Source organism: Anaerosporobacter faecicola (genome assembly GCF_012070565.1).
Classification (GTDB): domain Bacteria; phylum Bacillota; class Clostridia; order Lachnospirales; family Lachnospiraceae; genus Anaerosporobacter; species Anaerosporobacter faecicola.
Window position 1 is genome coordinate 22719 of sequence record NZ_JAAQRO010000006.1, and the last position, 24505, is coordinate 47223.

The following is a 24505-nucleotide window of genomic DNA, read 5'->3' on the forward strand; positions in this document are numbered from 1 at the left end:
TTCCTGCTCGATTGCTTCTTCTATGAGAAGATTGGATTACTCCATTCCTTTATACATATGATCTACGTTATTCTTATACTAATTCAATAAGAACTTCCATAGCTGCGTCACCTTTACGTTGACCAATTTTAACGATTCTTGTGTAACCACCGTTACGATCAGCATATTTAGGTGCAATTTCATTGAATAATAAATCTGTTACATCTACAGATTTTGTATTCTTTTTCTTTCCAGCTGCTTCAGTTGGAACTTCTGTTACAGTGTAAAGAGTTTTTAACATTTGTCTTCTTGCATGTAATCTAGAAGCGTTGTCTTTTTTGATTGTTTTTTCAACTTCATCAAAAACTGTTACCTTTTTACCATCAACAACTTCTTTCACTCTCTTACCATCTTTATCTTTACGAGCAACTTTAGCCTTAACTGTTACAGTTTCGAAGTTGTCCTTTTCTTTAACAGCAAGTGCGATCATGCCCTCAGCAATTTTACGGATTTCTTTTGCTTTTGCTTCAGTAGTAACGATTTTACCATGATATAATAAATTTGTTACTTGATTACGAAGTAAAGCTTTTCTTTGACTTGAAGTTCTTCCAAGTTTTCTATAGCCTGCCATTTTCTTACCTCCTTATGACTATTATTTGCAGTTATTATATTCATCTATATTAATTGCAAATGATACACCACTCTGCATTCTTGCAGTATGGCGCCCACAAAACAATGTATTGTGGGATACTAGTTCAGTATCGTTATTTTATTCATCACTTAAGTTTAGTGATAAACCAAGTTCTTTTAACTTAGCAAGTACTTCCTCAAGGGATTTACGGCCAAGGTTTCTTACCTTCATCATATCTTCTGAAGTTCTGTTTGTTAATTCTTCAACAGTATTAATTCCAGCTCTCTTCAAGCAGTTATATGAACGAACAGATAATTCTAGCTCATCAATATTCATTTCAAGAACTTTTTCTTTTTCATTATCTTCTTTTTCTACCATAACTTCTGCAGTTTTCGCATTTTCAGAAAGATCAATAAAAGAATTCAGATGCTCGCTAAGAACTTTTGCAGCCAAACTAACTGCTTCATCAGGTACTAAGGTACCATTTGTATAAACATCTAATGTTAGCTTATCATAATCCGTAATCTGACCAACACGAGTATTCTCAACTGTTAAATTAACACGCTCCACTGGAGTGTAGATTGAATCAACAGGGATCACACCGATTGGTAGATCATCGTTTTTATTTTTGTCAGAGCTGATATAACCTCTACCCTTAGTAATTGTTAATTCCATATAAAGTTTGCTATCAGCACCACCGCTTAAGTTTGCAATAACTAAATCTGGATTTAAAATTTCAATGTCAGGATCGGCCTGGATATCTCCAGCTGTTACAACTCCTTCACCTTCAAACTCAATATATGCAGTCTTTGGCTCATTCGTTTCGCTAGTATTCTTGATTGCTAAGCTCTTGATGTTCATTATTATTTCCGTAACGTCTTCTTTCACACCAGGAATTGTACTGAATTCATGAACAACACCGTCAATCTTAACTTGACTTACTGCTGCTCCTGGTAAAGAAGAAAGCATAATCCTTCTTAAGGAATTACCCAATGTTGTTCCGTAACCTCTTTCAAGTGGCTCAACTACAAAACGTCCATATTTTTTATCTTCAGAAATCTCTGCAATCTCTATTTTTGGTTTTTCAAAATCAAACACTATTGGACCCTCCTTTTGGGTTGAATTATTGAGGGTAATCATTCATAACATATAACTTCCACTTAACTATTATATATACTCAACCTATATCAAATCACATTTCCGTGATTTGATATAGACACCTCTACATAATTAGTAACTGCAGTATACCGTAGAGACAGCAACCAAATCAATTCTACCTCTACAATGATACAAATGAAAACTATATATTATTTAGAATACAACTCGACGATAAGCATTTCGTTAACTGGAACATCAATTTGATCTCTTGTAGGCATTTCTTTAACAACACCTTTTAAAGCTTCATGATCAGATTCTAACCAAGCTGGTACTAATCTAGAACCAGTTGTTTCTAAAATATCTTTGTATCTTTGTGCGCTCTTGCATTTTTCTTTAATTTCAATAACATCACCAGGTTTTACTGAGTAAGAAGGGATGTTAACACATTTGCCGTTTACTAAAACGTGTTTGTGGTCAACGATCTGTCTTGCTTCTTTTCTAGTTCTACCTAATCCTAAACGGTAAACAACGTTATCTAATCTAAGTTCAAGAAGGATCATAAGGTTTTCACCAGCTGTTCCGTTCTTCATTTTCTTAGCTTTAGCAAAGTTATTTCTGAAAGGTTTTTCTAAAACACCGTAGATAAATTTTGCTTTTTGTTTTTCTTTTAATTGTAAGCCATATTCGCTTAATTTCTTACCAGCTCTTGGAGCTCTATTAGATTTCTTGTCAATTCCTAGGTAAATAGGATCAAGACCAAGTGATCTACATCTTTTTAAAACAGGACTCATGTCTCTTGCCATGCTATTAGTTACCTCCTAATCTATTAACTTAAATCTTTACCAGTAAACATGTACTTTATACATTATTTACCTATGTTGCAACAACTTCGCTCCTTGCTTCCATGTAAAGATTCTTGTTGTTATAGCGTTTCTATAAAAAATCGTAATTTCGACTACACTCTTCTACGTTTTGGTGGTCTACAACCGTTATGTGGAACTGGAGTAACATCTTTGATGCTTGTTACTTCGATACCGCAAGCTTGAAGTGCACGGATAGCTGCTTCTCTTCCTGAACCTGGTCCTTTAACCATAACTTCTACAGATTTTAAACCATGGATAATTGCTGCTTTTGCTGCTGTTTCAGCTGCCATTTGAGCTGCATATGGAGTAGATTTTTTAGATCCTCTAAATCCTAATCCACCTGCACTAGCCCATGAAAGAGCATTTCCTTCTGCATCAGTTAGCGTAACAATTGTATTGTTAAAAGATGACTGAATATGTGCTTGTCCACGGTCAACGTTTTTCTTAACACGTTTTTTAGTCACTTTTTTTGCTATTTTTTTAGCCATTTCCAAACCCTCCTATTGGATTTTTATTTCTTTAATTTTGCTGAACTAATTGTACATATCAACTTGATCTTATTCCCTATGTTCTATGCTGTTATTGTATAAAACAAGTCTTTCTCGTCATGTGATCGACTTCTCTGTATAGAAGCCGTAATTCTATGAGATACATAAGAACAATTTGTATACACAATAAATAAATTAAGATAATTATTTCTTCTTGTTTGCAACAGTTCTCTTAGGACCTTTTCTAGTTCTAGCATTTGTCTTAGTCTTTTGTCCACGAACAGGAAGACCTTTTCTATGACGGATTCCTCTGTAACATCCGATTTCTTGTAATGTCTTAATATTAAGTGCGATTTGTCTACGTAAATCACCTTCAACAGTATGATTTGCATCGATTACATCACGAATTCTAGCAACTTCTTCATCAGTTAAATCTCTAACACGAGTGTCTGGATTAACATTAGCTTCTGCTAATATACGGTTAGAACTTACTCTACCAATTCCATAAATATAAGTAAGACCGATTTCAACACGTTTTTCTCTTGGTAAATCTACACCACTGATACGAGCCATGCGCGTATTACACCTCCATAATTTCATTCATTATACGGTTAAGACAGCTTGTAATATCATATAGCAAATTTGCCTACATGGTGAAATGCATACTACGTCACTTCTTAACGCCGTTTTATTTTACTTGTCGTTTGGGGGACAGTACCCCTACTTTAGAATAGAACATATGCTTCCATATCTTCTATTTTGTAATGTACAACCTTTCCAGGTGTTTCATTACATCAGCCGCTTTAAATTGTGACAAACATAAGTAAAAACTCATGCTTGCTTATACATTGAACAGATAATTGCATAGGCAAAAAACCGCCAACGTATAACAAATAACAAGTCACACCATTTACTGCTAAACACAGTAAAAAGTGCATAACATTCCTGTTATCCACAATATCACAATGGAATATCGCCTATATGAAGTTTTCATATGACAAATATTCATCGTATGTTTACACATACGTGCTAGTCTAACTAGCAGATTGTAACACAAAAAGCAAGAACTATTTATGATCGAAAATATATATACGAAACAATAAAAAGCCCTTCCGCTTTTTATTGGATATTAGCCTTGTCTTTGTTTGTGTCTAGGATTCTCGCAAATAATTCTTACGCTTCCTTTTCTTTTAATAACTTTGCATTTTTCGCAAATTGGTTTTACTGATGACCTTACCTTCATCGAAATTCACTCCTTTCACAAAAGTCAGCTCCCATTATACCACTTATAATTGTAAATAGCAAGCATTATTTATATAAAATCAAATTGAGGTATCTGAACACTTCTTATATAGAAGAAAGAGTACCCTTTGATTTAATATCGTGATATCACCTATTTATTTATCTCTCCAGATAATTCTTCCTTTAGAAAGATCATATGGTGATAATTCTAATGTTACCTTATCTCCTGGTAATATACGAATGAAGTTCATTCTTAATTTACCACTGATGTGTGCTAATACTTTGTGACCATTTTCTAATTCAACTTGGAACATTGCGTTCGGTAATTTTTCAATTACTGTTCCTTCAATTTCAACTACATCTGCTTTTGACATTTCATAAACCTCCTAAATTCCATCAAAGGGGATATCCTATCCCGTGGTTACAATCTCTCTATTGTTTTGAGAATATTTTAATTGCTCTTTTAATATCCTCATCCGTTACTTTTCTTCCTGTTTCTAAGCATTCCGCTATATTTGCAGGAATTTCATTAATGATTTGAATGTGCTTAATTCTTTTTTTCTTTGGCTTTTCTAGTTTTTTATAAACTCCATCCACTAGATATACATATTCCTGATCGGACTTGATTATTACATATATACTATCTTTGTCATGTCCCGCCTTGGAAAAAGCCAGTTTTCCAACTTGAAACCTTTCATTCTGATACATTTACATTCTCCTACGCTTCATTTTTTGATGACAGGATCACGGGATCCCCATCTGTAATTAAAACCGTATTCTCATAATGTGCTGACAAAGAACCATCCTCTGTAACTACTGTCCAATCATCATCAAGCCATTCCACATCATAACGTCCAATATTTACCATAGGTTCTATTGCAAGCGTCATACCTGCCTGCAGTTTAATCCCTCTTCTTTTCTGTCGGAAGTTTGGGATTTCAGGATCTTCATGTAATGCTGTTCCTATTCCATGTCCTACCAAGTCCCTAACAACTGAAAATCCAAAAGACTCTACATACTCCTGTATTGCACTGGATACATCATTTAGGTGATTTCCTTCTTTTGCGAATTTAATCCCTTCGAAAAAGCTTTGTCTAGTAACTTCAATTAGTTTCTTAGCTTCTTCACTAATCTCTCCAACTGCCCAGGTTCTTGCTGCATCTGAATGATACCCATTGTAAATAACTCCAGCATCTAAACTAACGATATCCCCTTCCTGTATATAACGGTGCTTTGAAGGTATTCCATGAACAACTTCATCATTAACCGAAACACATATTGAGGCAGGATAACCATTATAATTCAAGAAAGAGGGAATGCAGTGATAACTGCGAATTATCTCTTCTCCCTTTTTATCAATATCCTTTGTCGTTATACCTGGTTTTACATATTGTTTTAATTCATCATGCACGACTGCAAGTATTTTACCTGCTTCTTTCATTAATTCAATTTCTCTATTTGATTTAATCGTAACAGACATTTCTATTCACCTAGAATCTTAACGATAGCCGCAAATACATCAGCCATATCTACGGTTCCATCAACCTCTACTAATACTTTTTTATCCGTATAGTAATTAATTAATGGTTGTGTTTGTTCATGATATACATTTAATCGTTTTTCAACAGTTTCTGGTTTATCGTCATCACGTAGAATTAATTCTTTTCCACATTTATCACAGATTCCTTCTGCTTTTGGTGGAATATGAACCAAGTGATATGTTGCACCACATGCTACACAAGCTCTTCTACCTGACATTCTACGTACGATGTTCTCATCTGGTACTTCCACATTGATTGCATAATCAATCTTTTCACCAATTGCTTCCAAAGCAGCATCCAAAGCTTCTGCTTGTGGTATTGTTCTTGGAAATCCATCAAGTACGTAGCCATTGGTACAATCCTCTTGTCTCACACGATCTACTACTAGATCTACAACAAGTTCATCTGGAACTAATAATCCTTGATCCATGAATGTTTTAGCTTTCTTACCAAGCTCTGTACCATTTTTAATATTTGCTCGGAATATATCTCCTGTTGAGATATGTGGAATTTTATATTTCTCGGCGATTTGTTTTGCTTGTGTTCCTTTACCTGCACCTGGAGCACCTAACATAATAATCTTCATAATTTTCCTCCCTTACATACTAGTATTACCATCCGATTCGATAGTCAATCCTAATTATTCTAAATTATCTTAATAAAAACATTGATACAAGGGCTGATCATAATCTTCAAATAAATATGAATAACATGACTTTATTACCCCTTTAAATACGAGAAAGTAGCCCCATTAGAGCGGATGACTGTCCAATCTTTCGATCAATCAGTAACAAAATATAATTCATAATAGAAGTAAAAGCTGCAGGACGAATCACTACAGCTTACTACTTTTCTTATTAATCGTTTAGAAAACCTTTATAGTGACGAACAAGCATTTGTGATTCAATTTGTTTCATAGTCTCAAGAACTACACCAACAATAATGATTAATGATGTTCCACTGAAAGATACGTCAGCACCAAATGCACCTGAACAGAAGATTGGTACAACTGCAACAATTGTTAAACCAACTGCTCCGATGAAGATGATATTATTAAGTACTTTTGTAAGGTAATCCGTGGTTGGTTTACCAGGACGAATACCTGGAATGAAACCACCTTGTTTCTTCATATTATTAGAAACCTCAATTGGGTTAAAAGTAATAGAAGTATAAAAATATGCAAAGAAAATCAATAATACAATATAAACCACTAAGCCAAATGTGTACTTGAATTCGCCGAAGCTTGTGAAGTTACACCAAGCACCTTGGTTCATAATTTTAAGTATTTTCTGACCAAAGCTTGCGCCTGCACCAGAAGCTGGATTCGTTCCGAATAAACTAGCAATAATAATTGGGAATTGTAATAATGAACCAGCAAAAATTACTGGAATAACACCAGCTGTGTTTACTTTTAAAGGAATACTTGATGATTGTCCACCAACCATTTTTCTTCCTTGCACCTTTTTAGCATATTGCACTGGTATTCTTCTTTCACCATCTTGTAAGATAATGATAAATACTACCATAGCAACGATAACTGCTAAAATGATTACTGCTGCAAGTATTGAATTAACTACATTTCCTGAACTATCAACATCAACAAACTTTTTGTAAAGTGTGTTCATATCACTTGGTATTCTTGAAACGATATTTATTAATAAGATAATTGAAATACCATTTCCTACACCTTTTTGTGTAATTCTCTCACCTAACCACATTAGGAAAGCTGAACCTGCTGTTAAGGAAACTGCAACCATAACAACACCTGTAAATGTAAGTCCACCGTCTAAATAGCCTGAGTTACCAAATCCGATTGACATAGCAACACTTTCGATCACTGCTAACGCAACTGTTACATAACGTGTATACTCTGCAATCTTCTTTCTTCCATCTTCCCCGTCTTTTTGCATTTCTTCCAACTTAGGTATAGCAATAGTTAAAAGCTGCATAATGATTGATGAAGTAATGTATGGTGTGATATTTAATGCAAAGATTGACATGGTGGTAAATGAACCACCAGTCAATGCATCAAAGAACCCCAAATTAGCTTGATTGCTAAAGAACTGTGATATTGCAGCTCTATTTACCCCTGGGATAGGAAGTTGACAACCGATTCGAACAATAACGAGTGCTATAAAAGTATAGATTAATTTTTTTCTTATATCTTTAATTTTCCACGCATTTCGGATTGTCTGCAACATCCTTAAATCACCTCAGCATTTCCACCAAGAGCTTGAATTTTTTCAACAGCACTTGCACTATATGCGTCAACTTTAACATCAAGCTTCTTAGTAAGTTCTCCGTTTCCTAGAATCTTAACGCCATCTCTTGGATTCTTTACGATTCCAGCTTCGATTAACGCTTCAACTGTTACAACAGCGCCGTCTTCAAATCTGTTAAGAGTATCAATATTAATACCAACGATTTCTTTAGAGTTTCTACAAGTGAAGCCTCTCTTAGGTAAACGTCTGTATAAAGGCATTTGTCCACCTTCAAAACCTGGTCTTGGAGCTCCTGAACGAGCTTTTTGTCCTTTGTGACCTTTACCTGCTGTCTTACCGTTACCTGAACCGTGTCCACGACCTCTTCTAAAGTTATCGCTGTGTTTTGCACCGTCAGCTGGTCTTAATTCTGATAAATTCATGTGTGCACCTCCTTACTAATTAATGATTATATTTCTTCAACCTTTACTAAATGTCTAACTTGATTTACCATACCTCTAACTGCAGCGTTATCTGGCATTTCAACAGTTTTGTTTAATTTTTTAAGTCCTAATGCTTCAACTGTCGCTCTGTGTTTTGGGATGGCACCAATTGTAGATTTTACTAAAGTAACTTTTAATTTTTCTGCCATTTCATTAACCTCCTACTAACCTAGTAGCTCTTCAACTGAAACACCGCGAAGCTTAGCTACTTCTTCAGGAGTCTTTAACTGATTCAATCCCTCGATTGTAGCAAGTACTACGTTTTGTTTATTATTTGATCCTAATGATTTTGTACGGATATTCTTTAGACCTGCAAGTTCGATAACGGCACGAGCTGGACCTCCTGCGATAATACCAGTACCTTCTGGAGCTTTCTTAAGCAATACAGAAGCGCTTCCGAATTTACCAATGAAGTCATGTGGAATACTTCCATTCTCGTCCATAGGTAATGAGATTAATTTTTTGATCGCATCTTCTTTTCCTTTACGAATTGCTTCAGGAATTTCAGCTGCTTTTCCTAAACCAGCACCAACGTGTCCATTCTTGTCACCAACAACAACTAATGCAGTAAATCTGAAGTTACGTCCACCTTTTACTACTTTCGTAACACGTTTGATTGATACTACTTTATCTTCTAATTCCATTTGACTAGCATCAATGATTGTACGTTTCATCTATTCTCCTCCTTACCCTAGAATTCTAGACCAGCTTCTCTTGCTGCGTCTGCTAATGCTTTAACTTTTCCTTGATATATAAATCCGCCTCTATCGAAGACAACTGTAGTAATACCTTTTTCTAATGCTTTTTTCGCAATAACAGTTCCTAAATATGCTGCTGCTGCTACGTCATTTGTTTTATCAAGTTCAGCTTTTACTTCTTTTTGTAAAGTTGAAGCTGATACTAAAGTATTACCAACTGTATCATCAATAATTTGAGCGTACATATGATTATTACTTCTAAACACAGCTAAACGTGGTCTCTGAGCAGTACCAGAGAAACGATTACGTAATTTTCTATGTTTTTTAACACGAACTTTACTTCTTGATTCTTTACTAACCATTGTTTTTACACTCCTTTAATTATTTTTTACCAGTCTTACCAACTTTACGTCTAATAACTTCATCAGCATATTTAATACCTTTACCTTTATAAGGTTCTGGTTGTCTCTTTTCTCTGATATTAGCAGCGTATTGGCCAACTTTTTCTTTATCTATACCTTTAACAGTGATCTTGTTTTGTCCGTCAAGAACAGTTTCGATTCCTTCTGGGTCTTCCATGATTACTGGATGAGAATATCCTAAAGATAATGTTAATGTTTTTCCTTGTTTTGCAGCTCTATAACCAACACCGTTGACTTCAAGAACTTTTTCATAACCAGCTGTTACACCAGTTACCATATTAGAAACTAATGTTCTAGTAAGACCGTGTAAAGATTTCATTTTCTTTAAATCACTTGGTCTTGTTACAACAATTTCTTCGCCTTCAACTTTAATGTCCATTTCTGCTGGTAAAACTCTTTCAAGAGTACCTTTTGGACCTTTAACAGTCACTTTGTTATTTTCTGCTACCGTTACAGTAACGCCTGCAGGGATAGCGATAGGCATTCTTCCTATACGTGACATGTTGCACCTCCTATGATATTACGTCGCATGCTTTGTATCTGTTGCAGTTACCTGCCAGCAAATGCGTACATGTTTTTAGTGTCAGTAACATATTTGTTACTTTAGTTTGTTTATTCCTACTCTATAATAAATGATACTCTATTATTGATTAGGAATGAGCACATGAGAATCATAGATTCTCATGCTTAACAGCTACTTCCTAGCCGTTTTCTACCAAACGAATGCTAAAACTTCTCCACCCACGTTAAGAGTTCTAGCTTCTTTATCAGTGATAACACCTTTGTTTGTAGAGATGATTGCTGTTCCTAAACCTCCAAGAACTTTTGGTAAGTTTTCTTTGCTTGCGTATACACGAAGACCTGGTTTAGAGATTCTCTTAAGACCAGTAATGATCTTAACATTTTTATCTTTACCATATTTTAATGTAATATGGATATTGTTAAATCCGTCTACTTCTTCAATTTCAAAACTCTTGATGTATCCCTCTTTTAAAAGGATTTCAGCGATAGCTACTTTCATTTTAGAAGCAGGTACATCTACAGTATCATGTTTAGCAGTATTCGCATTACGAATTCTTGTAAGCATATCTGCGATTGGATCATTCATTGTCATTTAAATTGCCTCCTTCCTTAATTCTACCAGCTTGCTTTTTTAACACCTGGAATTTGTCCTTTATATGCTAGTTCACGGAAACAAATTCTGCAGATTCCGTATTTTCTTAAATAAGCATGTGGACGACCACAGATTCTACAACGGTTGTATTCTCTTGTAGAGAATTTTGCTGGACGTTGTTGTTTAATCTTCATTGACGTTTTAGCCATGAATTTTCCCTCCTAACTATTTTTTGAATGGCATACCGAATAATGTTAATAAATAACGAGCTTCTTCATCTGTTTTAGCTGTTGTTACAAATATGATATCCATACCTCTAACTTTATCAACCTTATCATACTCAATTTCAGGGAAAATTAATTGTTCTTTAATACCAAGTGCATAATTTCCTCTACCATCAAATGCATTAGGATTTACACCTCTAAAGTCACGTACACGAGGTAATGCTAAATTAATAAGACGATCAGCAAAATCATACATTCTTTCGCCTCTAAGAGTTACTTTACATCCAATAGGCATTCCTTCTCTGATTTTGAAGTTTGCTACTGAATTCTTAGCTCTAGTTAAAACAACTTTTTGACCAGCGATGATCTCAAGATCTTTAACTGCTGTATCTAAAACTTTTGCGTTGTCTTTTGCTTCACCAACGCCCATGTTAATTACTATTTTATCAAGTTTAGGTACTTCCATAACATTCTTATAACCGAATTTCTTAGTCATACCTTCAACGATTTCGTTTAAATAAGTTTCTTTTAATCTACTCAACTTATGAGACCTCCTCTCTTAATTAGTCGATAACTTCGCCAGTTGACTTAGCGAAACGAACTTTTTTACCATCAGCTTCTTTGAAACCGATTCTAGTCGTTTTGCCTTTAACAACGTACATTACGTTAGATGCATCAATTGGTGCTTCTTGGTGTAAGATACCACCGTTTGGATTAGCTTGGCTAGGTTTAGCATGTTTAGTTACAGTGTTAACGCCTTCCACTAATACCTTTCCGTCTTTTACGGATACAACTTTGCCTTCTTTGCCTTTATCTTTACCAGCGATTACTTTAACAGTATCACCTTTTTTGATTTTTGTTGTTGACACAGCCGACACCTCCTTATAATACTTCTGGTGCTAATGAAACGATTTTCATGAATTGTTTTTCTCTTAATTCTCTTGCTACTGGTCCAAAGATACGAGTTCCTCTTGGATTCTTGTCATCTTTGATTACTACTGCAGCATTTTCATCAAATCTAATATATGATCCGTCTTTACGACGAGTTTCTTTTACTGTACGTACAACTACAGCTTTTACTACGTCACCTTTTTTAACAACACCGCCTGGTGTTGCATCTTTAACAGAAGCAACGATGATATCGCCAATAGCTGCGTATCTTCTTGTAGATCCGCCTAATACTCTGATACAAAGTAATTCTTTAGCACCAGTGTTATCAGCAACTTTAAGTCTTGATTCTTGTTGTATCATGCTATTACTACTCCTTTCAGAAATTATTTAGCTCTTTCAATAATTTCTACAAGTCTCCATCTTTTATCCTTAGATAAAGGTCTTGTTTCCATTACTTTAACTCTATCTCCAATATGACAATCATTATTTTCGTCATGTGCTTTTAACTTATACGTTCTTTTCATGATCTTGTTGTATAATGGGTGTTTAACGTGATCCACTACAGCAACAGTGATTGTCTTATCCATTTTATCACTTACTACTTTACCTACACGAGTCTTTCTAAGGTTTCTTTCCACAACAATTCCTCCTTTCTAGGATTACTCAGCAGCATTAACTTGTTTTGAAAGTACAGTTTGAATTCTAGCGATGTTCTTTCTAACTTCTTTGATTCTGCTTGTATTATCTAATTGGTTTGTTGCGTTTTGGAATCTTAAGTTGAAAAGTTCCTTTTTAGCAGCTACTAATTCTTCTGATAATTCAGCTACTGACTTTGTATTTAAATCTTGAACATAATTCTTAGTTTTCACTGCCCGCACCTCCTTCTAAGTCTGCGCGAGAAACTACTTTGCACTTAACTGGTAACTTGTGTGTTGCAAGACGTAATGCTTCTCTAGCCACTTCTTCAGCTACTCCAGAGATTTCGAACATTACACGACCTGGCTTAACAACAGCTACCCAGTATTCTAGTGTTCCTTTACCGGAACCCATACGAGTTTCAGCTGGTTTTGTTGTTACTGGTTTATCTGGGAAAATCTTAATCCAAACTTTACCACCACGTTTGATATAACGAGTCATAGCAATACGGGCTGCTTCGATTTGGTTTGACTTAATCCAAGCTGGTTCCAAAGCTACAATACCGTATTCACCGTTAGAGATTGTATTACCTCTCATGGCTTTACCTGCCATAGATCCACGGAATTGTTTTCTACGCTTTACTCTTTTTGGCATTAACATTATTTATCGCTCCCTTCCTTAGCTGCCTTAGTTGGAAGTACTTCACCATGGTAAATCCAAACTTTAACACCTAGTTTACCATAAGTAGTATCTGCCTCTGCAAATCCATAATCAATGTCCGCACGTAATGTTTGTAGAGGGATAGTACCGTCACTGTAGAATTCAGTACGAGCCATATCTGCTCCGCCTAAACGTCCAGAAACAGCTGTCTTGATACCTTTTGCTCCAGTTTTCATTGTTCTAGCCATTGTAGATTTCATTGCTCTTCTGAAAGAAATACGATTTTCAAGCTGAGAAGCAATGCTTTCTGCTACTAATTGCGCATCTGTATCAGGTTTTTTAACCTCTTTGATGTCAACCATTAATTTCTTAGAAGTGAATTTTTGAACTTCTACTTTTAATTTTTCGATCTCTGAACCGCCTTTACCAATTACAACACCTGGTTTTGCAGTGAAGATGATCACTTTTAATCTATCTGATGCTCTTTCGATTTCGATTTTAGAAACACCAGCTGAATATAATTTCTTTTTAAGATATTTTCTGATTTTGTAGTCTTCAACAAGATTGTCTGCGAAATCTGATTCTGCATACCATCTAGAATCCCAATCGCTGATAACGCCGACTCTTAAACCATGAGGATTAACTTTTTGTCCCATTGTAAGCTCCTTTCCTTCAATTAGTTTGTTCGAACAAACTATCTTTCATTAAGAATTACAGTGATATGGCTCATTCTCTTTTCGATTCTGTAAGCTCTACCCTGTGCTCTTGGTTTGATTCTCTTCATTGTTGGTCCCTTATTTGCGAAGCACTCTTCAACATATAAATTTTCAACACTCATACCGTTATTATTTTCAGCGTTTGCAATTGCTGATTTTAATAATTTTTCTATTAAACTTGAAGCATATCTTGGATTGTAAGCTACAATACCAAGTGCTGTTTGTACATCCTTACCTCTGATGGCATCTAATACGAAACAAGCTTTTTGAACTGACACTCTAGCATATGATAACTTTGCTGATGGTCTAGTATCTTTGTTCGCATTTCTTTCTCTCTTTATCTGGGATCTATGTCCTTTTGCCATGGATGAAACCTCCTTTCAAAGTGAAACAATTCTGTCAGTTTTCGCCACTGACGATCATTTATAATTAATTATCTTCTTGATTTCTTTTCGTCTTTTCCGTGTCCGCGATAGGTTCTTGTAGCTACGAATTCTCCTAGCTTATGTCCAACCATATCTTCTGTTACATATACAGGCACATGTCTTCTTCCATCATGAACAGCAATCGTGTGTCCAACGAATTGAGGGAAGATTGTAGAACGACGTGACCAAGTTTTGATTACTGATTTATCACCAGCTGCGTTCATAGCATCTACTTTATTAAGTAAGCTTTCATCAGCAAATGGTCCTTTTTTAAGTGAACGACCCATAGGTTCTACCTCCTTAAATTACTTTATATTCTTACCGTCTCTTCTTCTTACGATCATCTTATTAGATTGTTTGTTTTTCTTTCTTGTCTTTAAGCCAAGAGCTGGTTTACCCCAAGGAGTAACTGGGCCTGAACGACCGATACCAGTCTTACCTTCACCACCACCATGTGGATGGTCATTAGGGTTCATTACAGAACCACGAACTGTAGGTCTGATACCCATATGGCGTTTACGACCTGCTTTACCAATGTTAATAAGTTCATGATCGATGTTACCAACCTGACCGATTGTTGCTCTACAGATGATTGGAACCATTCTCATTTCGCCTGATGGTAAACGAAGTGTTGCGTATTTACCTTCTTTAGCCATTAATTGAGCTGAGTTACCAGCAGAACGAACTAATTGTCCACCTCTACCTGGATATAATTCAATGTTGTGAACTTGTGTACCAACTGGAACGTTTTGAAGTGGTAAACAGTTACCAACTCTAACTTCAGCTTCTGCACCGTTCATGACCTTTGTACCAACTTGTAAACCGTTTGGTGCAAGGATATAAGTTTTTTCGCCATCTGCATAACAGATTAATGCGATATTAGCAGTTCTGTTTGGATCGTATTCGATACTAACAACAGTTGCTGGGATACCATCTTTCTTTCTCTTGAAATCGATGATTCTATATTTTCTTCTTGAGCCACCGCCTTGGTGTCTTACTGTAATCTTTCCTTGATTGTTACGACCAGCGTTTTTGTTTAATGAAACTACTAAAGATTTCTCAGGAGTAGCTTTTGTGATTTCAGCGAAATCTGAGCTAGTCATATGTCTTCTGGAAGGTGTATATGGGTTAAACTTTTTAATTCCCATGTTTTGCACTCCTTTCACTACGTGATGACGTTTCTCACATCATTTTTATTCTTATCGGTTATAAAAAACCATATTGTCAATTACGTTCTAACTTCGAAAACCTAATCTTATAGTCCTTCGAAGATTTCGATATCAGCGCTATCAGCTGTTAATTGAACGATAGCTTTCTTTGTCTTAGCAGTCTTACCAACGCTAGCACCACGTCTACGTTGTTTTCCGTCAAGATTCATTGTATTAACTTTAGAAACCTTTGTTCCTTCGAACATTTTTTCAACTGCTTCTTTAATTTGAGCTTTTGTAGCTTCTGTATGAACTGAGAATGTATACTTCTTATCGCTCATTGCGTTCATGCTTTTTTCAGTAACGATTGGTTTAAGTATAACATCATAATATTTTAAATCTGCCATTATGCGTACACCTCCTCAATTTTTGCTACTGCATCTTTTGTTAATACTACTGTATCATACTTTAAGATGTCATATACGTTGATTGTATTTGTTAATGCAGTTCTTACTGTAGGAATATTTCTTGCAGATAAAGCTACATTATCATTCTTCTCTCCTAAAACAACTAATGCCTTGCTTACTTTTAAGTTATCAAGTACAGCTTTCATTTGTTTTGTTTTAATTTCAGAGAAATTAAGCTCATCAAGAACTACTAATTTAGAAGCATTTACTCTTGATGTTAAAGCAGATTGAATTGCTGCTAATTTTTCTTGTTTATTCATCTTGAATGAATAGCTACGAGGCTTTGGAGCAAATACAACTCCACCACCTGTCCATTGTGGAGATCTTGTAGAACCTTGTCTTGCATGTCCAGTTCCTTTTTGTTTCCAAGGTTTTCTTCCACCGCCGCGAACTTCTGAACGAGTTTTTGCGCTTTGTGTTCCTTGACGTTTATTAGCTAGTTGTTGAACAACTGCCATATGAACTAAATGTTCATTTATTTCAACTCCGAAGACAGCGTCGTTAAGTTCAATTGAACCAACTTCTTTTCCTTCGATATTGTAAACAGATACGTTTGCCATTAGTGTGTTCCTCCTTCCTTAAAGCAATTAGTTTGCTTTTACTGAATTCTTTAACATAACCACAGATTTCTTAGGTCCTGGTACAGCACCTTTAACTAAGATAAGGTTATTTTCTACATCTATTTTAACAACTTCTAGGTTTTGAATCGTTACTTTAACAGCACCCATGTGTCCTGGCATTTTTTTGCCTTTGAATACTTTACTTGGATCTGAACAAGCACCATTTGAACCAGCATGTCTGTGGTATTTAGAACCATGTGCCATAGGTCCTCTAGATAAACCATGTCTCTTAATAGCACCTTGGAATCCTTTACCTTTTGACTTAGCAGTTGCGTCGATTTTATCACCTGCTGTGAAGATATCTGCTTTGATTTCTTGTCCTACAGCATATTCTTCCGCATTGTCAAATCTGAATTCTTTAACGAATCTCTTGTTTGCTACACCTGCTTTTGCAAAGTGTCCTTTTTGTGGTTTGTTGACTAATTTTTCTCTGATGTCGCCATAACCAACTTGTACTGCACTGTATCCATCATTATCTACTGTTTTCACTTGAGTTACTACACAAGGACCAGCTTGTAATACAGTTACTGGAGTTAATACTCCATCTTCATTGAAGATTTGAGTCATTCCGACTTTCGTAGCTAATATTGCCTTCTTCATTACGAATGCACCTCCTGTTTAATCTACAGCGGATTACACAATTTTCGTGTAATCATCCTAGATGGCTTACTTTTGAGTGCTTGGGCCAGGCATCCCCTGACACTTGGTCTCTATATATAAACCCTAAAGGATTACTTGCTTTTCATACTTACTTCTTTTGAAAACTATTTTGTTTTCATTTTGATGTCGATATACACACCAGCTGGCATTTCTAATTTAGATAATGCATCAACTGTTTTTTGGCTTGGAGTGATGATATCGATTAATCTCTTATGAGTTCTTTGCTCAAATTGTTCTCTGGAATCTTTGTACTTGTGAACAGCTCTAAGAATAGTAATTACTTCTTTCTTAGTTGGTAGTGGCACAGGTCCACTCACCTTAGATCCTGTCTTCTTTACAGTTTCAATAATTTTTCCAGCTGATTGATCGATTAATTGATGATCATACGCCTTAAGTGTAATTCTCATTACTTGACTTGCCATAAAAAAAGTCGCCTCCTTTTCGCACTTAATATCAGTACGACAAGCGGTGACTGTACACGTATCCGTGTGTATCGCATATAAACCATCTCATAATTGAAGTCGTTTTTGCGAGGCGATTAGAACCTTCTAATCATACACACACACTTTTCTGCAATCGCAGAATTATTGATTTGTACAGTGACTTGTCGCCAGTTTCATAACTTGACATTCGCTCCACGGAAAACCTGTGTCTTGCACAGCAACCTCACGCTTCTACGCTATCAATGTCACAACAGTAGTTATTATACAGGAAGAATAAAGGAATTGCAAGCTTTTTTTTAAAATTTTGACATTGAAATATGCACAATATTTTTCTTCATATTTTTATTTTACTATCATATGTGTCAAATAATATATTAGGAAACTATTCTTTTACTTTCTCACTAGTGTACCCACTTTATCTTTTTTCAATAACTCTTTTCGTATCTTTTTCTTCCTATATTAATAACTATATTTACTTTGTTATTTTGATTCCCATCTTCCTGATGCTCCACATGGTAAAACTAGTCCATTGCTTTTCACCGGAAGTCCAATCTCATCTGCTCTTACAGTTCCACCAAAACGTGGGCTTACTTCTGTTCCAAGCATATATGCCAATACTGCTGGTTGTAGACCAGTTGTATAAGAATTAATCAAAAAGAATAATGGGTGATCCGAAAGAACCTTTGTGCATAATTGGACGAATGGATAAATCGATTCTTCAATCTTCCATATTTCTCCCTTTGGACCTCTTCCATACGATGGTGGATCCATTATGATTGCATCATACTTGTTCCCACGTCTTATTTCTCGTTCCACGAATTTAACACAGTCATCTACAATATATCGTATTGGCGCATCTCCCAAACCAGATGATTTTGCATTCTCTTTTGCCCAAGTGACCATCCCCTTAGAAGCATCTACATGTGTCACACTTGCTCCTGCAGCGGCGGCTGATAATGTTGCACCACCTGTATAAGCAAATAAATTCAAAACTTTTATAGGTCTTCCCGCATGTCTGATCTTATCCGAAAACCAATCCCAGTTCGTTGCTTGCTCTGGGAATACACCTGTATGTTTGAAACTAAATGGTTGTAAATTAAATGTAAGGGTCTTATATTGAATCGTCCATTGTTTCGGAAGATCAAAGAACTCCCACTCTCCACCGCCACGATTACTGCGATGATAATGTCCATTCATCTTCTTCCATCCCTTTTCTTTTCTTGGGGTATCCCACAACACTTGCGGATCCGGTCTTACCAACAGGTATTTTCCCCATCTCTCCAATTTTTCGCCTTTCGACGTGTCAATTACTTCATAGTCTTTCCAGCCATCTGCTAACCACATTTTAATTAACTCACTTTCTTCTATATTAATAGGTACGTTTTGTACTTACAATTGCTTGTCACACATAGTTTTCCTATTTCACGCGATACTATTAGGGATTATACACGCTTTTCTCCATTTAGACAAGCACATCTAGTTTTATGATTTCATATCACTTTGTATATACTTATACTAACTACATGCGGAACCAAGTTTGTACGTACATTCCTATTATTCTACTAGATATCTTCTTAATAGAAAACCATACGTTCACAGTAGAATTCTTAATACTATCATAAGCTTTCTAATAGCTTTTTAACTTGACGATATTAGGAAAAAATACTAAACTATTACTGTAAGATTGATAGTTAATCACATAAATTAAATATAATTATAGGGAGGTTACATGTAATGGGTATATTAACAAGATTTAAAGATATTATGGCAAGTAATATCAACGCACTCCTTGATAAAGCAGAAGATCCTGAAAAGATGATAGATCAGTGCTTACGCAATTTAAACAGCGATTTAGGTAAGGTAAAAGCTGAAACTGCATCTATTATGGCAGAGGAGCAACGCGCCAAACGAGAACTAGACGAATGTACTAGCGAAATTAATAAAATGCAAAACTTCGCTGTAAAAGCGATTGAAGCTGGTAACGAAGATGATGCACGTAAGTTCTTAGAAAGAAAAGCTAGCCTAACAAATAAGCAAACTGGTTTACAGGAAGCTTATACAACTGCAAGTACAAATGCAGCACAGATGAGACAAATGCATGATAAGTTGGTAGCTGATATCAACGAATTAGAATCACGCAAAGATATGATTAAAGGTAAAATCGCTGTCGCTAAAACACAAGAGCGTATCAACAAAATTGGTTCTAGTGTAAACAGTGCCAACAATTCCATCTCCGCATTTGACCGCATGGAAGCAAAGGCTAACAAGATGCTTGATTCTGCAAACGCAATGGCAGAATTAAATCGTGGACCAAAAGATGATATTGCTGATCTAACAGCCAAATATTCTACATCCTCTTCTGCTGTCGATGATGAATTAGCTGCACTTAAAGCAAGCTTAGGCAAATAAAGATAAGGGTGTTGTAGAGTGACGTATGCTCCTTTACAACGCCCTATTTCCATTTTATACGAATATATAGGATGATGCATAGGTTTAGAGGTGATTTCATGTTGCACTTTCACAAAAGTGCACTTGATTGTTTAATTTTTTAAACATGAGCATGGTAGTGCAAACGAGCCGCTTGCGATTGTTTTTAGACAAATAATTTGTCCGTTACATCATAGAATGTTTTATATAATAATTATCTACTAAATAGTTAGTGAATGAGGAGAGAGCTTATGGTCGTACAATACAAATGCCCTAGTTGTGGTGCCGACATGAAATTCGACAGTACAACAGGCAAACTCTTGTGTGAAAGTTGCGGATTTGCAACTAATATTGATACGATGAAACAAAATGCAGAAGGAAATACTACACACACCGATGATTATTCCAATGATACAGCATCTAGTTTCTACGAATCCGATGTCAATCAATATGTATGTAATAATTGTGGTGCCGTTCTAATAACGGAACCAGATACCACTGCAACTACTTGTAGTTTCTGTGGAGCTCCCGTTGTACTTGCAGATCGTCTTTCTGGGCAATCTGCTCCTTACTATATCATACCTTTTAAGATCAATAAATCACAAGCTCAAGAAGCCTTTAAAAAATGGTGCAAAAATGGTAGGCTTACACCAAAAGGTTTTATGACCGCTGATCGAATTAAAAGTATGACAGGTCTTTATGTACCATTTTGGCTATACGACCTTCATAGTAATGGAGAAATGAACGCTGCATGTACTCGTGTAAGAACCTATTCCGAAGGGGATTATATCGTTACGGAGACACAGCATTATAATGTCTACCGAAGCGCAGATTTGAATTATCTGAAGATTCCTGTAGATGCATCCGAAAAGATGAATGATAATCTGATGGATAAGCTAGAGCCCTTTGATTATAGCAATCTAAAACCATTTAACATGCCATATTTAGCTGGCTATATTGCAGAGAAATACAACTACAACGACAAAGATCTTTTCCCTCGTGTACAGAAACGTGTTGCACAATATGTAGATACATACCTTCGCAACAGTATACACGGGTATACAACAGTAAATGTATTCAATCGCAACATACATATCCAACCTAAGAATGCTTTCTATGCGCTTCTTCCCGTATGGCTGGTATGCTATGATTACAAAGATTCTGAACACATCTTTGCTATGAACGGTGAAACAGGTAAGATCGTCGGCAAGCCTCCTCTAAGCAAAGGCAAGATTGCCGCTTGGTTCGGTGGCATAACAGGAATTAGTTTTATCATTATTAAAATAATCGCTATGTTAATGGGAGGTGGCTTGTTCTAATGAAAACATTACGTAAATCTCTTCTATCTCGTATTGTATTTTTAATTTGTTTTGTTGTAGCTTCTATACACCCATTACAAATTTCCGCAGAGGATAGCTCTTCCCCATATATTATCGATTTAGCTGATCTATTAAGCGATGCCGAGGAAACAGAACTTGCTTCTCTTGCAGAGAAATACAGCGAAAAGAAATCTGTATCGATTGTAGTTCTTACAACCGCTGATACAGAAGGTTACTCGCGTACTGATTATGCCGGTGCATACTACGACCAATATATCCACGATACAGATGGCTATCAAAATGATTGTGTTCTATTCTTAGTTGATATGCAAAGCCGGAAAACAAATATCTTTGCTTACGAAAATGCAAATGAACGTTTGGACACCCGTCGCTGTGACAAGATCTTAGATCTCACAACTCCAAAACTGCATGATGGAGATTACAAGGGGGCTTGCAAAACATATATTCAAAAAGCAAACTATTACCTTGGCTTAAAACCTGGTTATGATCCTGATAATATCTTCTTCAAACTATGGTTTCAATTGTTAATTGCTGTGGTGATTGGTGCAGTTGTAGTAGGTATAATGGTATTCAATTCAGGTGGTAAAGTTACAACAAACTCTGGTACCTATCTTGATCAAGGACATTCAAAACTTACTGGCTGCTTTGACAATTACATTCGAACCACACGAACAAGAACCAAAAAACCAGACAACAATAATTCCGGTGGTAAAACTGGCGTTGGAAGTTCTTTTTCGAGCGGACACGAACGCGGTTTTTAAATATTCGTTTAATAGAATTGCGTACATACGCTAAAAAGTGTTATCCTATTGCTAGAATACAAATTGCGTAGCAATATAAATCAATGAGGGTCCGGTTACATTCCAACCCTCATACTGTGAATCAAGATAAAATAAATTTAAAAGGAGTTAATTACTATGGGCTTATTCTCTAATCAATTTTCAAACGTTGTTGAATGGAACGAATTCCGCGAAGATATGATTTTCTATAAATGGTCAAATCAAGAAATTAAGAAAGGAAGCCGTTTGATTATTCGACCTGGTCAAGATGCAATTTTTCTATACAACGGCAAGATTGAAGGTATCTTCACAGATGAAGGGGATTATGATATTGAATCTCAGATCATTCCATTCCTTTCTACATTAAAAGGATTCAAATTTGGGTTTAATAGTGGTATGCGTGCTGAAGTATTATTCATAAACACAAAAGAATTCCTTGTTCGCTGGGGTACGCAGAATCCAATCAATATTCCAACTCCTCAATTGCCAGGTGGAATGCCTATTCGTGCGAATGGTACATTTAGTTTTAAAATTAATGACTATATTAAACTGATCGATAAGATTGCCGGTGTTAAGGCTTCTTATTTTGTAGAAGATGTTAAGCTGAGAATTACAGCTATATTAGATCAATTACTTATGAAATGGATTGTTAAAGAAGGAAAAGATATGTTCAACCTCCAAGCAATGTCTTTTGATATTGCGAAAGGTATCAAAGAAGATCTTGATATGCAACTTTTTGATCAAGGTATGACCATAACTGCTTTCCAGATCATGAGCTTCAACTACCCAGAAAGTATTCAAAAAATGATTGAGAAAAATGCTTCTCACAGCATGATCGGTAATATGAATACTTATCAGCAAGTTTCAATGGTTGACGGTATTGCCAATGGTAATGTACGTGGTGGTGGTACAGCTGCAGATATGGCTGGTATGATGATGGGTATGAACATGGCTAATCAAATGATGCAAAATATGAATCAAGGTAATACTATGCAGGGCGCTCCTATGCAAGCAGCTCCTGTTCAAGGGAATCCTTCTACTAGCAAACCTAATTTCTGTCCGAATTGCGGTCAAAAAACTGGCGAAGCCAACTTCTGTCCTAACTGTGGACAGAAACTCATCTAATTACAGCGTAATTTAAGTTAAGTGCTAGTGCGCATTCCCCAAAGGGTTTAATATATAGGAAAGTTCGAGAACTTTCCTATATATTAAAAAAGGAGGTCAAAATACATTTTGACCTCCTTTTATTTACACGAAATTGCTATAATTATTTAGTTAAAATTATTAAATATAATAAAGCTTTATTTCTTAAGCAATAATCATTGAGTTATTAAGCCTTATTTACTGAACCGAAAAGTTCCATTTTTTCTTTAACTGTTGCTTTAATTGCTTCAAATCCTGGAGCAAGTAATTTACGAGGGTCAAAACCTTTACCTTCAAGATCTTTACCAGCTTCAATATATTTACGAGTAGCTTCTGCGAATGATAATTGACATTCTGTATTAACATTAATCTTAGCAACACCTAAAGAGATTGCTTTTTTAATCATGTCTTCTGGAATTCCAGTACCACCATGAAGTACTAATGGCATAGCTCCAACTTTTTCGCTTACAGCTGCTAATGTTTCAAAGCTTAAACCAGCCCAGTTAGCTGGATATTTTCCATGGATATTACCAATACCAGCTGCTAACATTGTAACACCAAGATCAGCGATTTGTTTACATTCTTCTGGATCTGCACATTCACCTGCACCAACTACTCCATCTTCTTCTCCACCAATTGAACCAACTTCAGCTTCTAATGATAAGCCTAAGTCGTTACAAGTTTTAACAAGTTCTGTAGTCTTAGCGATATTTTCTTCGATTGGATAGTGTGAACCATCAAACATGATAGAAGAGAATCCGGCTTCGATACATTTCTTAGCACCTTCAAAGCTGCCATGATCAAGGTGTAAAGCTACTGGTACTGTAATATTAAGGTCTTGAATTAAACCTTTAACCATACCAACAACTGCATGATATCCACCCATGTATTTTCCAGCGCCTTCAGAAACACCAAGAATTACTGGTGAATTGTTTTCTTGTGCTGTTAGTAAAATTGCTTTTGTCCATTCTAAGTTGTTGATGTTGAATTGACCTACTGCATATTTTCCTGCTTTTGCTTTGTTAAGCATGTCTTTTGCTGATACTAACATATTTCATCCTCCATATCTTTCATTCTGATAATTTTGTATCCAACGAGTCAAATGTTTTTACATTTCATTTTCTTCGGTACGCCTGTTATGACTAA

General features: G+C 35.8%; 38 protein-coding genes. 4 read left to right on the plus strand and 34 right to left on the minus strand.

The window, feature by feature from the left end:
- Positions 1–73 precede the first annotated feature (73 nt).
- From HBB17_RS02420 to HBB17_RS02580, 33 genes are all read right to left on the minus strand, one after another.
- A complete protein-coding gene (locus HBB17_RS02420; protein WP_167955444.1) occupies positions 74–610 on the minus strand; it encodes a bL17 family ribosomal protein in 537 nt (178 codons plus the stop codon).
- A gap of 138 nt (positions 611–748) precedes the next feature.
- Complete coding sequence (locus tag HBB17_RS02425; RefSeq protein WP_167955446.1) at positions 749–1708, minus strand: DNA-directed RNA polymerase subunit alpha; 960 nt, start codon at positions 1706–1708, stop codon at positions 749–751.
- Between the two features lie 209 nt (positions 1709–1917).
- Positions 1918–2511, minus strand: a complete 594-nt coding sequence (rpsD, locus tag HBB17_RS02430; RefSeq protein WP_167955448.1) for a 30S ribosomal protein S4 — start codon at positions 2509–2511, stop codon at positions 1918–1920.
- Positions 2512–2663: 152 nt separating this feature from the next.
- Positions 2664–3059, minus strand: a complete 396-nt coding sequence (gene rpsK, locus HBB17_RS02435) for a 30S ribosomal protein S11 (RefSeq protein ID WP_167955450.1) — start codon at positions 3057–3059, stop codon at positions 2664–2666.
- Between the two features lie 204 nt (positions 3060–3263).
- On the minus strand, positions 3264–3632 hold the full coding sequence (gene rpsM / locus HBB17_RS02440; RefSeq protein ID WP_167955452.1) for a 30S ribosomal protein S13: 369 nt from the start codon (positions 3630–3632) through the stop codon (positions 3264–3266).
- Positions 3633–4188: 556 nt separating this feature from the next.
- Positions 4189–4302, minus strand: coding sequence for a 50S ribosomal protein L36 (gene rpmJ, locus HBB17_RS02445; protein ID WP_167955454.1), 114 nt, complete (start codon positions 4300–4302; stop codon positions 4189–4191).
- A gap of 154 nt (positions 4303–4456) precedes the next feature.
- Positions 4457–4675 carry a translation initiation factor IF-1 gene (gene infA, locus HBB17_RS02450; RefSeq protein ID WP_167955456.1) on the minus strand — a complete coding sequence of 73 codons (219 nt, stop codon included), beginning with the start codon at positions 4673–4675 and terminating at the stop codon, positions 4457–4459.
- A 58-nt stretch (positions 4676–4733) separates the two neighbouring features.
- Entirely contained in the window at positions 4734–5009 is a 276-nt protein-coding gene (locus tag HBB17_RS02455; protein WP_167955458.1) for a KOW domain-containing RNA-binding protein, read from the minus strand.
- Positions 5010–5019: 10 nt separating this feature from the next.
- Entirely contained in the window at positions 5020–5781 is a 762-nt protein-coding gene (gene map / locus HBB17_RS02460) for a type I methionyl aminopeptidase (RefSeq protein WP_167955460.1), read from the minus strand.
- A 2-nt stretch (positions 5782–5783) separates the two neighbouring features.
- Positions 5784–6428 carry an adenylate kinase gene (locus HBB17_RS02465; RefSeq protein WP_167955462.1) on the minus strand — a complete coding sequence of 215 codons (645 nt, stop codon included), beginning with the start codon at positions 6426–6428 and terminating at the stop codon, positions 5784–5786.
- A gap of 271 nt (positions 6429–6699) precedes the next feature.
- The gene (gene secY / locus HBB17_RS02470) at positions 6700–8043 is read right to left on the minus strand and encodes a preprotein translocase subunit SecY (protein WP_167955464.1); all 1344 of its coding nucleotides are present in this window, start codon (positions 8041–8043) and stop codon (positions 6700–6702) included.
- 2 nt (positions 8044–8045) lie between these two features.
- Positions 8046–8486, minus strand: coding sequence for a 50S ribosomal protein L15 (gene rplO / locus HBB17_RS02475; RefSeq protein WP_167955466.1), 441 nt, complete (start codon positions 8484–8486; stop codon positions 8046–8048).
- Positions 8487–8512: 26 nt separating this feature from the next.
- Positions 8513–8695: a 50S ribosomal protein L30 gene (gene rpmD / locus HBB17_RS02480; protein WP_167955468.1), complete on the minus strand. Its 183-nt coding sequence runs from the start codon at positions 8693–8695 to the stop codon at positions 8513–8515.
- A gap of 15 nt (positions 8696–8710) precedes the next feature.
- Positions 8711–9220, minus strand: coding sequence for a 30S ribosomal protein S5 (gene rpsE / locus HBB17_RS02485; protein WP_167955469.1), 510 nt, complete (start codon positions 9218–9220; stop codon positions 8711–8713).
- A gap of 17 nt (positions 9221–9237) precedes the next feature.
- Positions 9238–9606, minus strand: coding sequence for a 50S ribosomal protein L18 (gene rplR, locus HBB17_RS02490; RefSeq protein ID WP_167955471.1), 369 nt, complete (start codon positions 9604–9606; stop codon positions 9238–9240).
- A gap of 19 nt (positions 9607–9625) precedes the next feature.
- A complete protein-coding gene (gene rplF / locus HBB17_RS02495; protein ID WP_167955473.1) occupies positions 9626–10168 on the minus strand; it encodes a 50S ribosomal protein L6 in 543 nt (180 codons plus the stop codon).
- A 210-nt stretch (positions 10169–10378) separates the two neighbouring features.
- Entirely contained in the window at positions 10379–10780 is a 402-nt protein-coding gene (rpsH, locus tag HBB17_RS02500; RefSeq protein WP_167955475.1) for a 30S ribosomal protein S8, read from the minus strand.
- A 23-nt stretch (positions 10781–10803) separates the two neighbouring features.
- On the minus strand, positions 10804–10989 hold the full coding sequence (locus HBB17_RS02505; RefSeq protein ID WP_002566501.1) for a type Z 30S ribosomal protein S14: 186 nt from the start codon (positions 10987–10989) through the stop codon (positions 10804–10806).
- A 16-nt stretch (positions 10990–11005) separates the two neighbouring features.
- Positions 11006–11545: a 50S ribosomal protein L5 gene (rplE, locus tag HBB17_RS02510; protein ID WP_167955477.1), complete on the minus strand. Its 540-nt coding sequence runs from the start codon at positions 11543–11545 to the stop codon at positions 11006–11008.
- A 22-nt stretch (positions 11546–11567) separates the two neighbouring features.
- Positions 11568–11873, minus strand: a complete 306-nt coding sequence (gene rplX / locus HBB17_RS02515) for a 50S ribosomal protein L24 (protein WP_167955479.1) — start codon at positions 11871–11873, stop codon at positions 11568–11570.
- A 13-nt stretch (positions 11874–11886) separates the two neighbouring features.
- Positions 11887–12255: a 50S ribosomal protein L14 gene (gene rplN, locus HBB17_RS02520; protein ID WP_167955481.1), complete on the minus strand. Its 369-nt coding sequence runs from the start codon at positions 12253–12255 to the stop codon at positions 11887–11889.
- Positions 12256–12278: 23 nt separating this feature from the next.
- Positions 12279–12533, minus strand: coding sequence for a 30S ribosomal protein S17 (gene rpsQ / locus HBB17_RS02525; protein ID WP_167955483.1), 255 nt, complete (start codon positions 12531–12533; stop codon positions 12279–12281).
- Between the two features lie 21 nt (positions 12534–12554).
- On the minus strand, positions 12555–12764 hold the full coding sequence (rpmC, locus tag HBB17_RS02530) for a 50S ribosomal protein L29 (protein ID WP_167955485.1): 210 nt from the start codon (positions 12762–12764) through the stop codon (positions 12555–12557).
- Positions 12754–13191: a 50S ribosomal protein L16 gene (rplP, locus tag HBB17_RS02535; RefSeq protein WP_167955487.1), complete on the minus strand. Its 438-nt coding sequence runs from the start codon at positions 13189–13191 to the stop codon at positions 12754–12756. Before rplP ends, rpmC begins: the two co-directional genes overlap by 11 nt.
- Positions 13191–13847 (minus strand): 30S ribosomal protein S3, encoded by a 657-nt coding sequence (gene rpsC, locus HBB17_RS02540; RefSeq protein ID WP_167955489.1) that lies wholly within the window; start codon positions 13845–13847, stop codon positions 13191–13193. Before rpsC ends, rplP begins: the two co-directional genes overlap by 1 nt.
- Before the next feature lie 38 nt (positions 13848–13885).
- Positions 13886–14272 (minus strand): 50S ribosomal protein L22, encoded by a 387-nt coding sequence (gene rplV / locus HBB17_RS02545; RefSeq protein ID WP_167955491.1) that lies wholly within the window; start codon positions 14270–14272, stop codon positions 13886–13888.
- 68 nt (positions 14273–14340) lie between these two features.
- Positions 14341–14619 carry a 30S ribosomal protein S19 gene (gene rpsS / locus HBB17_RS02550; RefSeq protein WP_167955493.1) on the minus strand — a complete coding sequence of 93 codons (279 nt, stop codon included), beginning with the start codon at positions 14617–14619 and terminating at the stop codon, positions 14341–14343.
- Positions 14620–14637: 18 nt separating this feature from the next.
- Complete coding sequence (gene rplB / locus HBB17_RS02555; protein WP_167955495.1) at positions 14638–15480, minus strand: 50S ribosomal protein L2; 843 nt, start codon at positions 15478–15480, stop codon at positions 14638–14640.
- A 107-nt stretch (positions 15481–15587) separates the two neighbouring features.
- On the minus strand, positions 15588–15887 hold the full coding sequence (rplW, locus tag HBB17_RS02560) for a 50S ribosomal protein L23 (protein WP_167955497.1): 300 nt from the start codon (positions 15885–15887) through the stop codon (positions 15588–15590).
- Entirely contained in the window at positions 15887–16507 is a 621-nt protein-coding gene (rplD, locus tag HBB17_RS02565) for a 50S ribosomal protein L4 (protein WP_167955499.1), read from the minus strand. The genes rplW and rplD overlap by 1 nt, the downstream gene beginning before the upstream one ends.
- A 27-nt stretch (positions 16508–16534) precedes the next feature.
- Entirely contained in the window at positions 16535–17167 is a 633-nt protein-coding gene (gene rplC, locus HBB17_RS02570; protein ID WP_167955501.1) for a 50S ribosomal protein L3, read from the minus strand.
- Between the two features lie 164 nt (positions 17168–17331).
- Positions 17332–17649: a 30S ribosomal protein S10 gene (rpsJ, locus tag HBB17_RS02575; protein WP_167955503.1), complete on the minus strand. Its 318-nt coding sequence runs from the start codon at positions 17647–17649 to the stop codon at positions 17332–17334.
- 501 nt (positions 17650–18150) lie between these two features.
- On the minus strand, positions 18151–19014 hold the full coding sequence (locus HBB17_RS02580) for a class I SAM-dependent methyltransferase (protein ID WP_167955505.1): 864 nt from the start codon (positions 19012–19014) through the stop codon (positions 18151–18153).
- Between the two features lie 390 nt (positions 19015–19404).
- Here HBB17_RS02580 and HBB17_RS02585 point away from each other — a divergent pair, with 390 nt between their 5' ends.
- The 4 genes from HBB17_RS02585 to HBB17_RS02600 all read left to right on the plus strand — a co-directional run bounded on the left by HBB17_RS02585 (position 19405) and on the right by HBB17_RS02600 (position 23341).
- Positions 19405–20079 carry a PspA/IM30 family protein gene (locus HBB17_RS02585; RefSeq protein WP_167955506.1) on the plus strand — a complete coding sequence of 225 codons (675 nt, stop codon included), beginning with the start codon at positions 19405–19407 and terminating at the stop codon, positions 20077–20079.
- 269 nt (positions 20080–20348) lie between these two features.
- A complete protein-coding gene (locus HBB17_RS02590; protein WP_167955508.1) occupies positions 20349–21416 on the plus strand; it encodes a TFIIB-type zinc ribbon-containing protein in 1068 nt (355 codons plus the stop codon).
- Positions 21416–22198: a TPM domain-containing protein gene (locus tag HBB17_RS02595; RefSeq protein ID WP_167955510.1), complete on the plus strand. Its 783-nt coding sequence runs from the start codon at positions 21416–21418 to the stop codon at positions 22196–22198. Before HBB17_RS02590 ends, HBB17_RS02595 begins: the two co-directional genes overlap by 1 nt.
- Positions 22199–22354: 156 nt before the next feature.
- Positions 22355–23341 carry an SPFH domain-containing protein gene (locus HBB17_RS02600; RefSeq protein ID WP_167955512.1) on the plus strand — a complete coding sequence of 329 codons (987 nt, stop codon included), beginning with the start codon at positions 22355–22357 and terminating at the stop codon, positions 23339–23341.
- Positions 23342–23546: 205 nt separating this feature from the next.
- Here the strand turns inward: HBB17_RS02600 and fba are convergent, their stop codons facing one another.
- Positions 23547–24410 carry a class II fructose-1,6-bisphosphate aldolase gene (fba, locus tag HBB17_RS02605; protein ID WP_167955514.1) on the minus strand — a complete coding sequence of 288 codons (864 nt, stop codon included), beginning with the start codon at positions 24408–24410 and terminating at the stop codon, positions 23547–23549.
- Between the last annotated feature and the right edge of the window lie 95 nt (positions 24411–24505).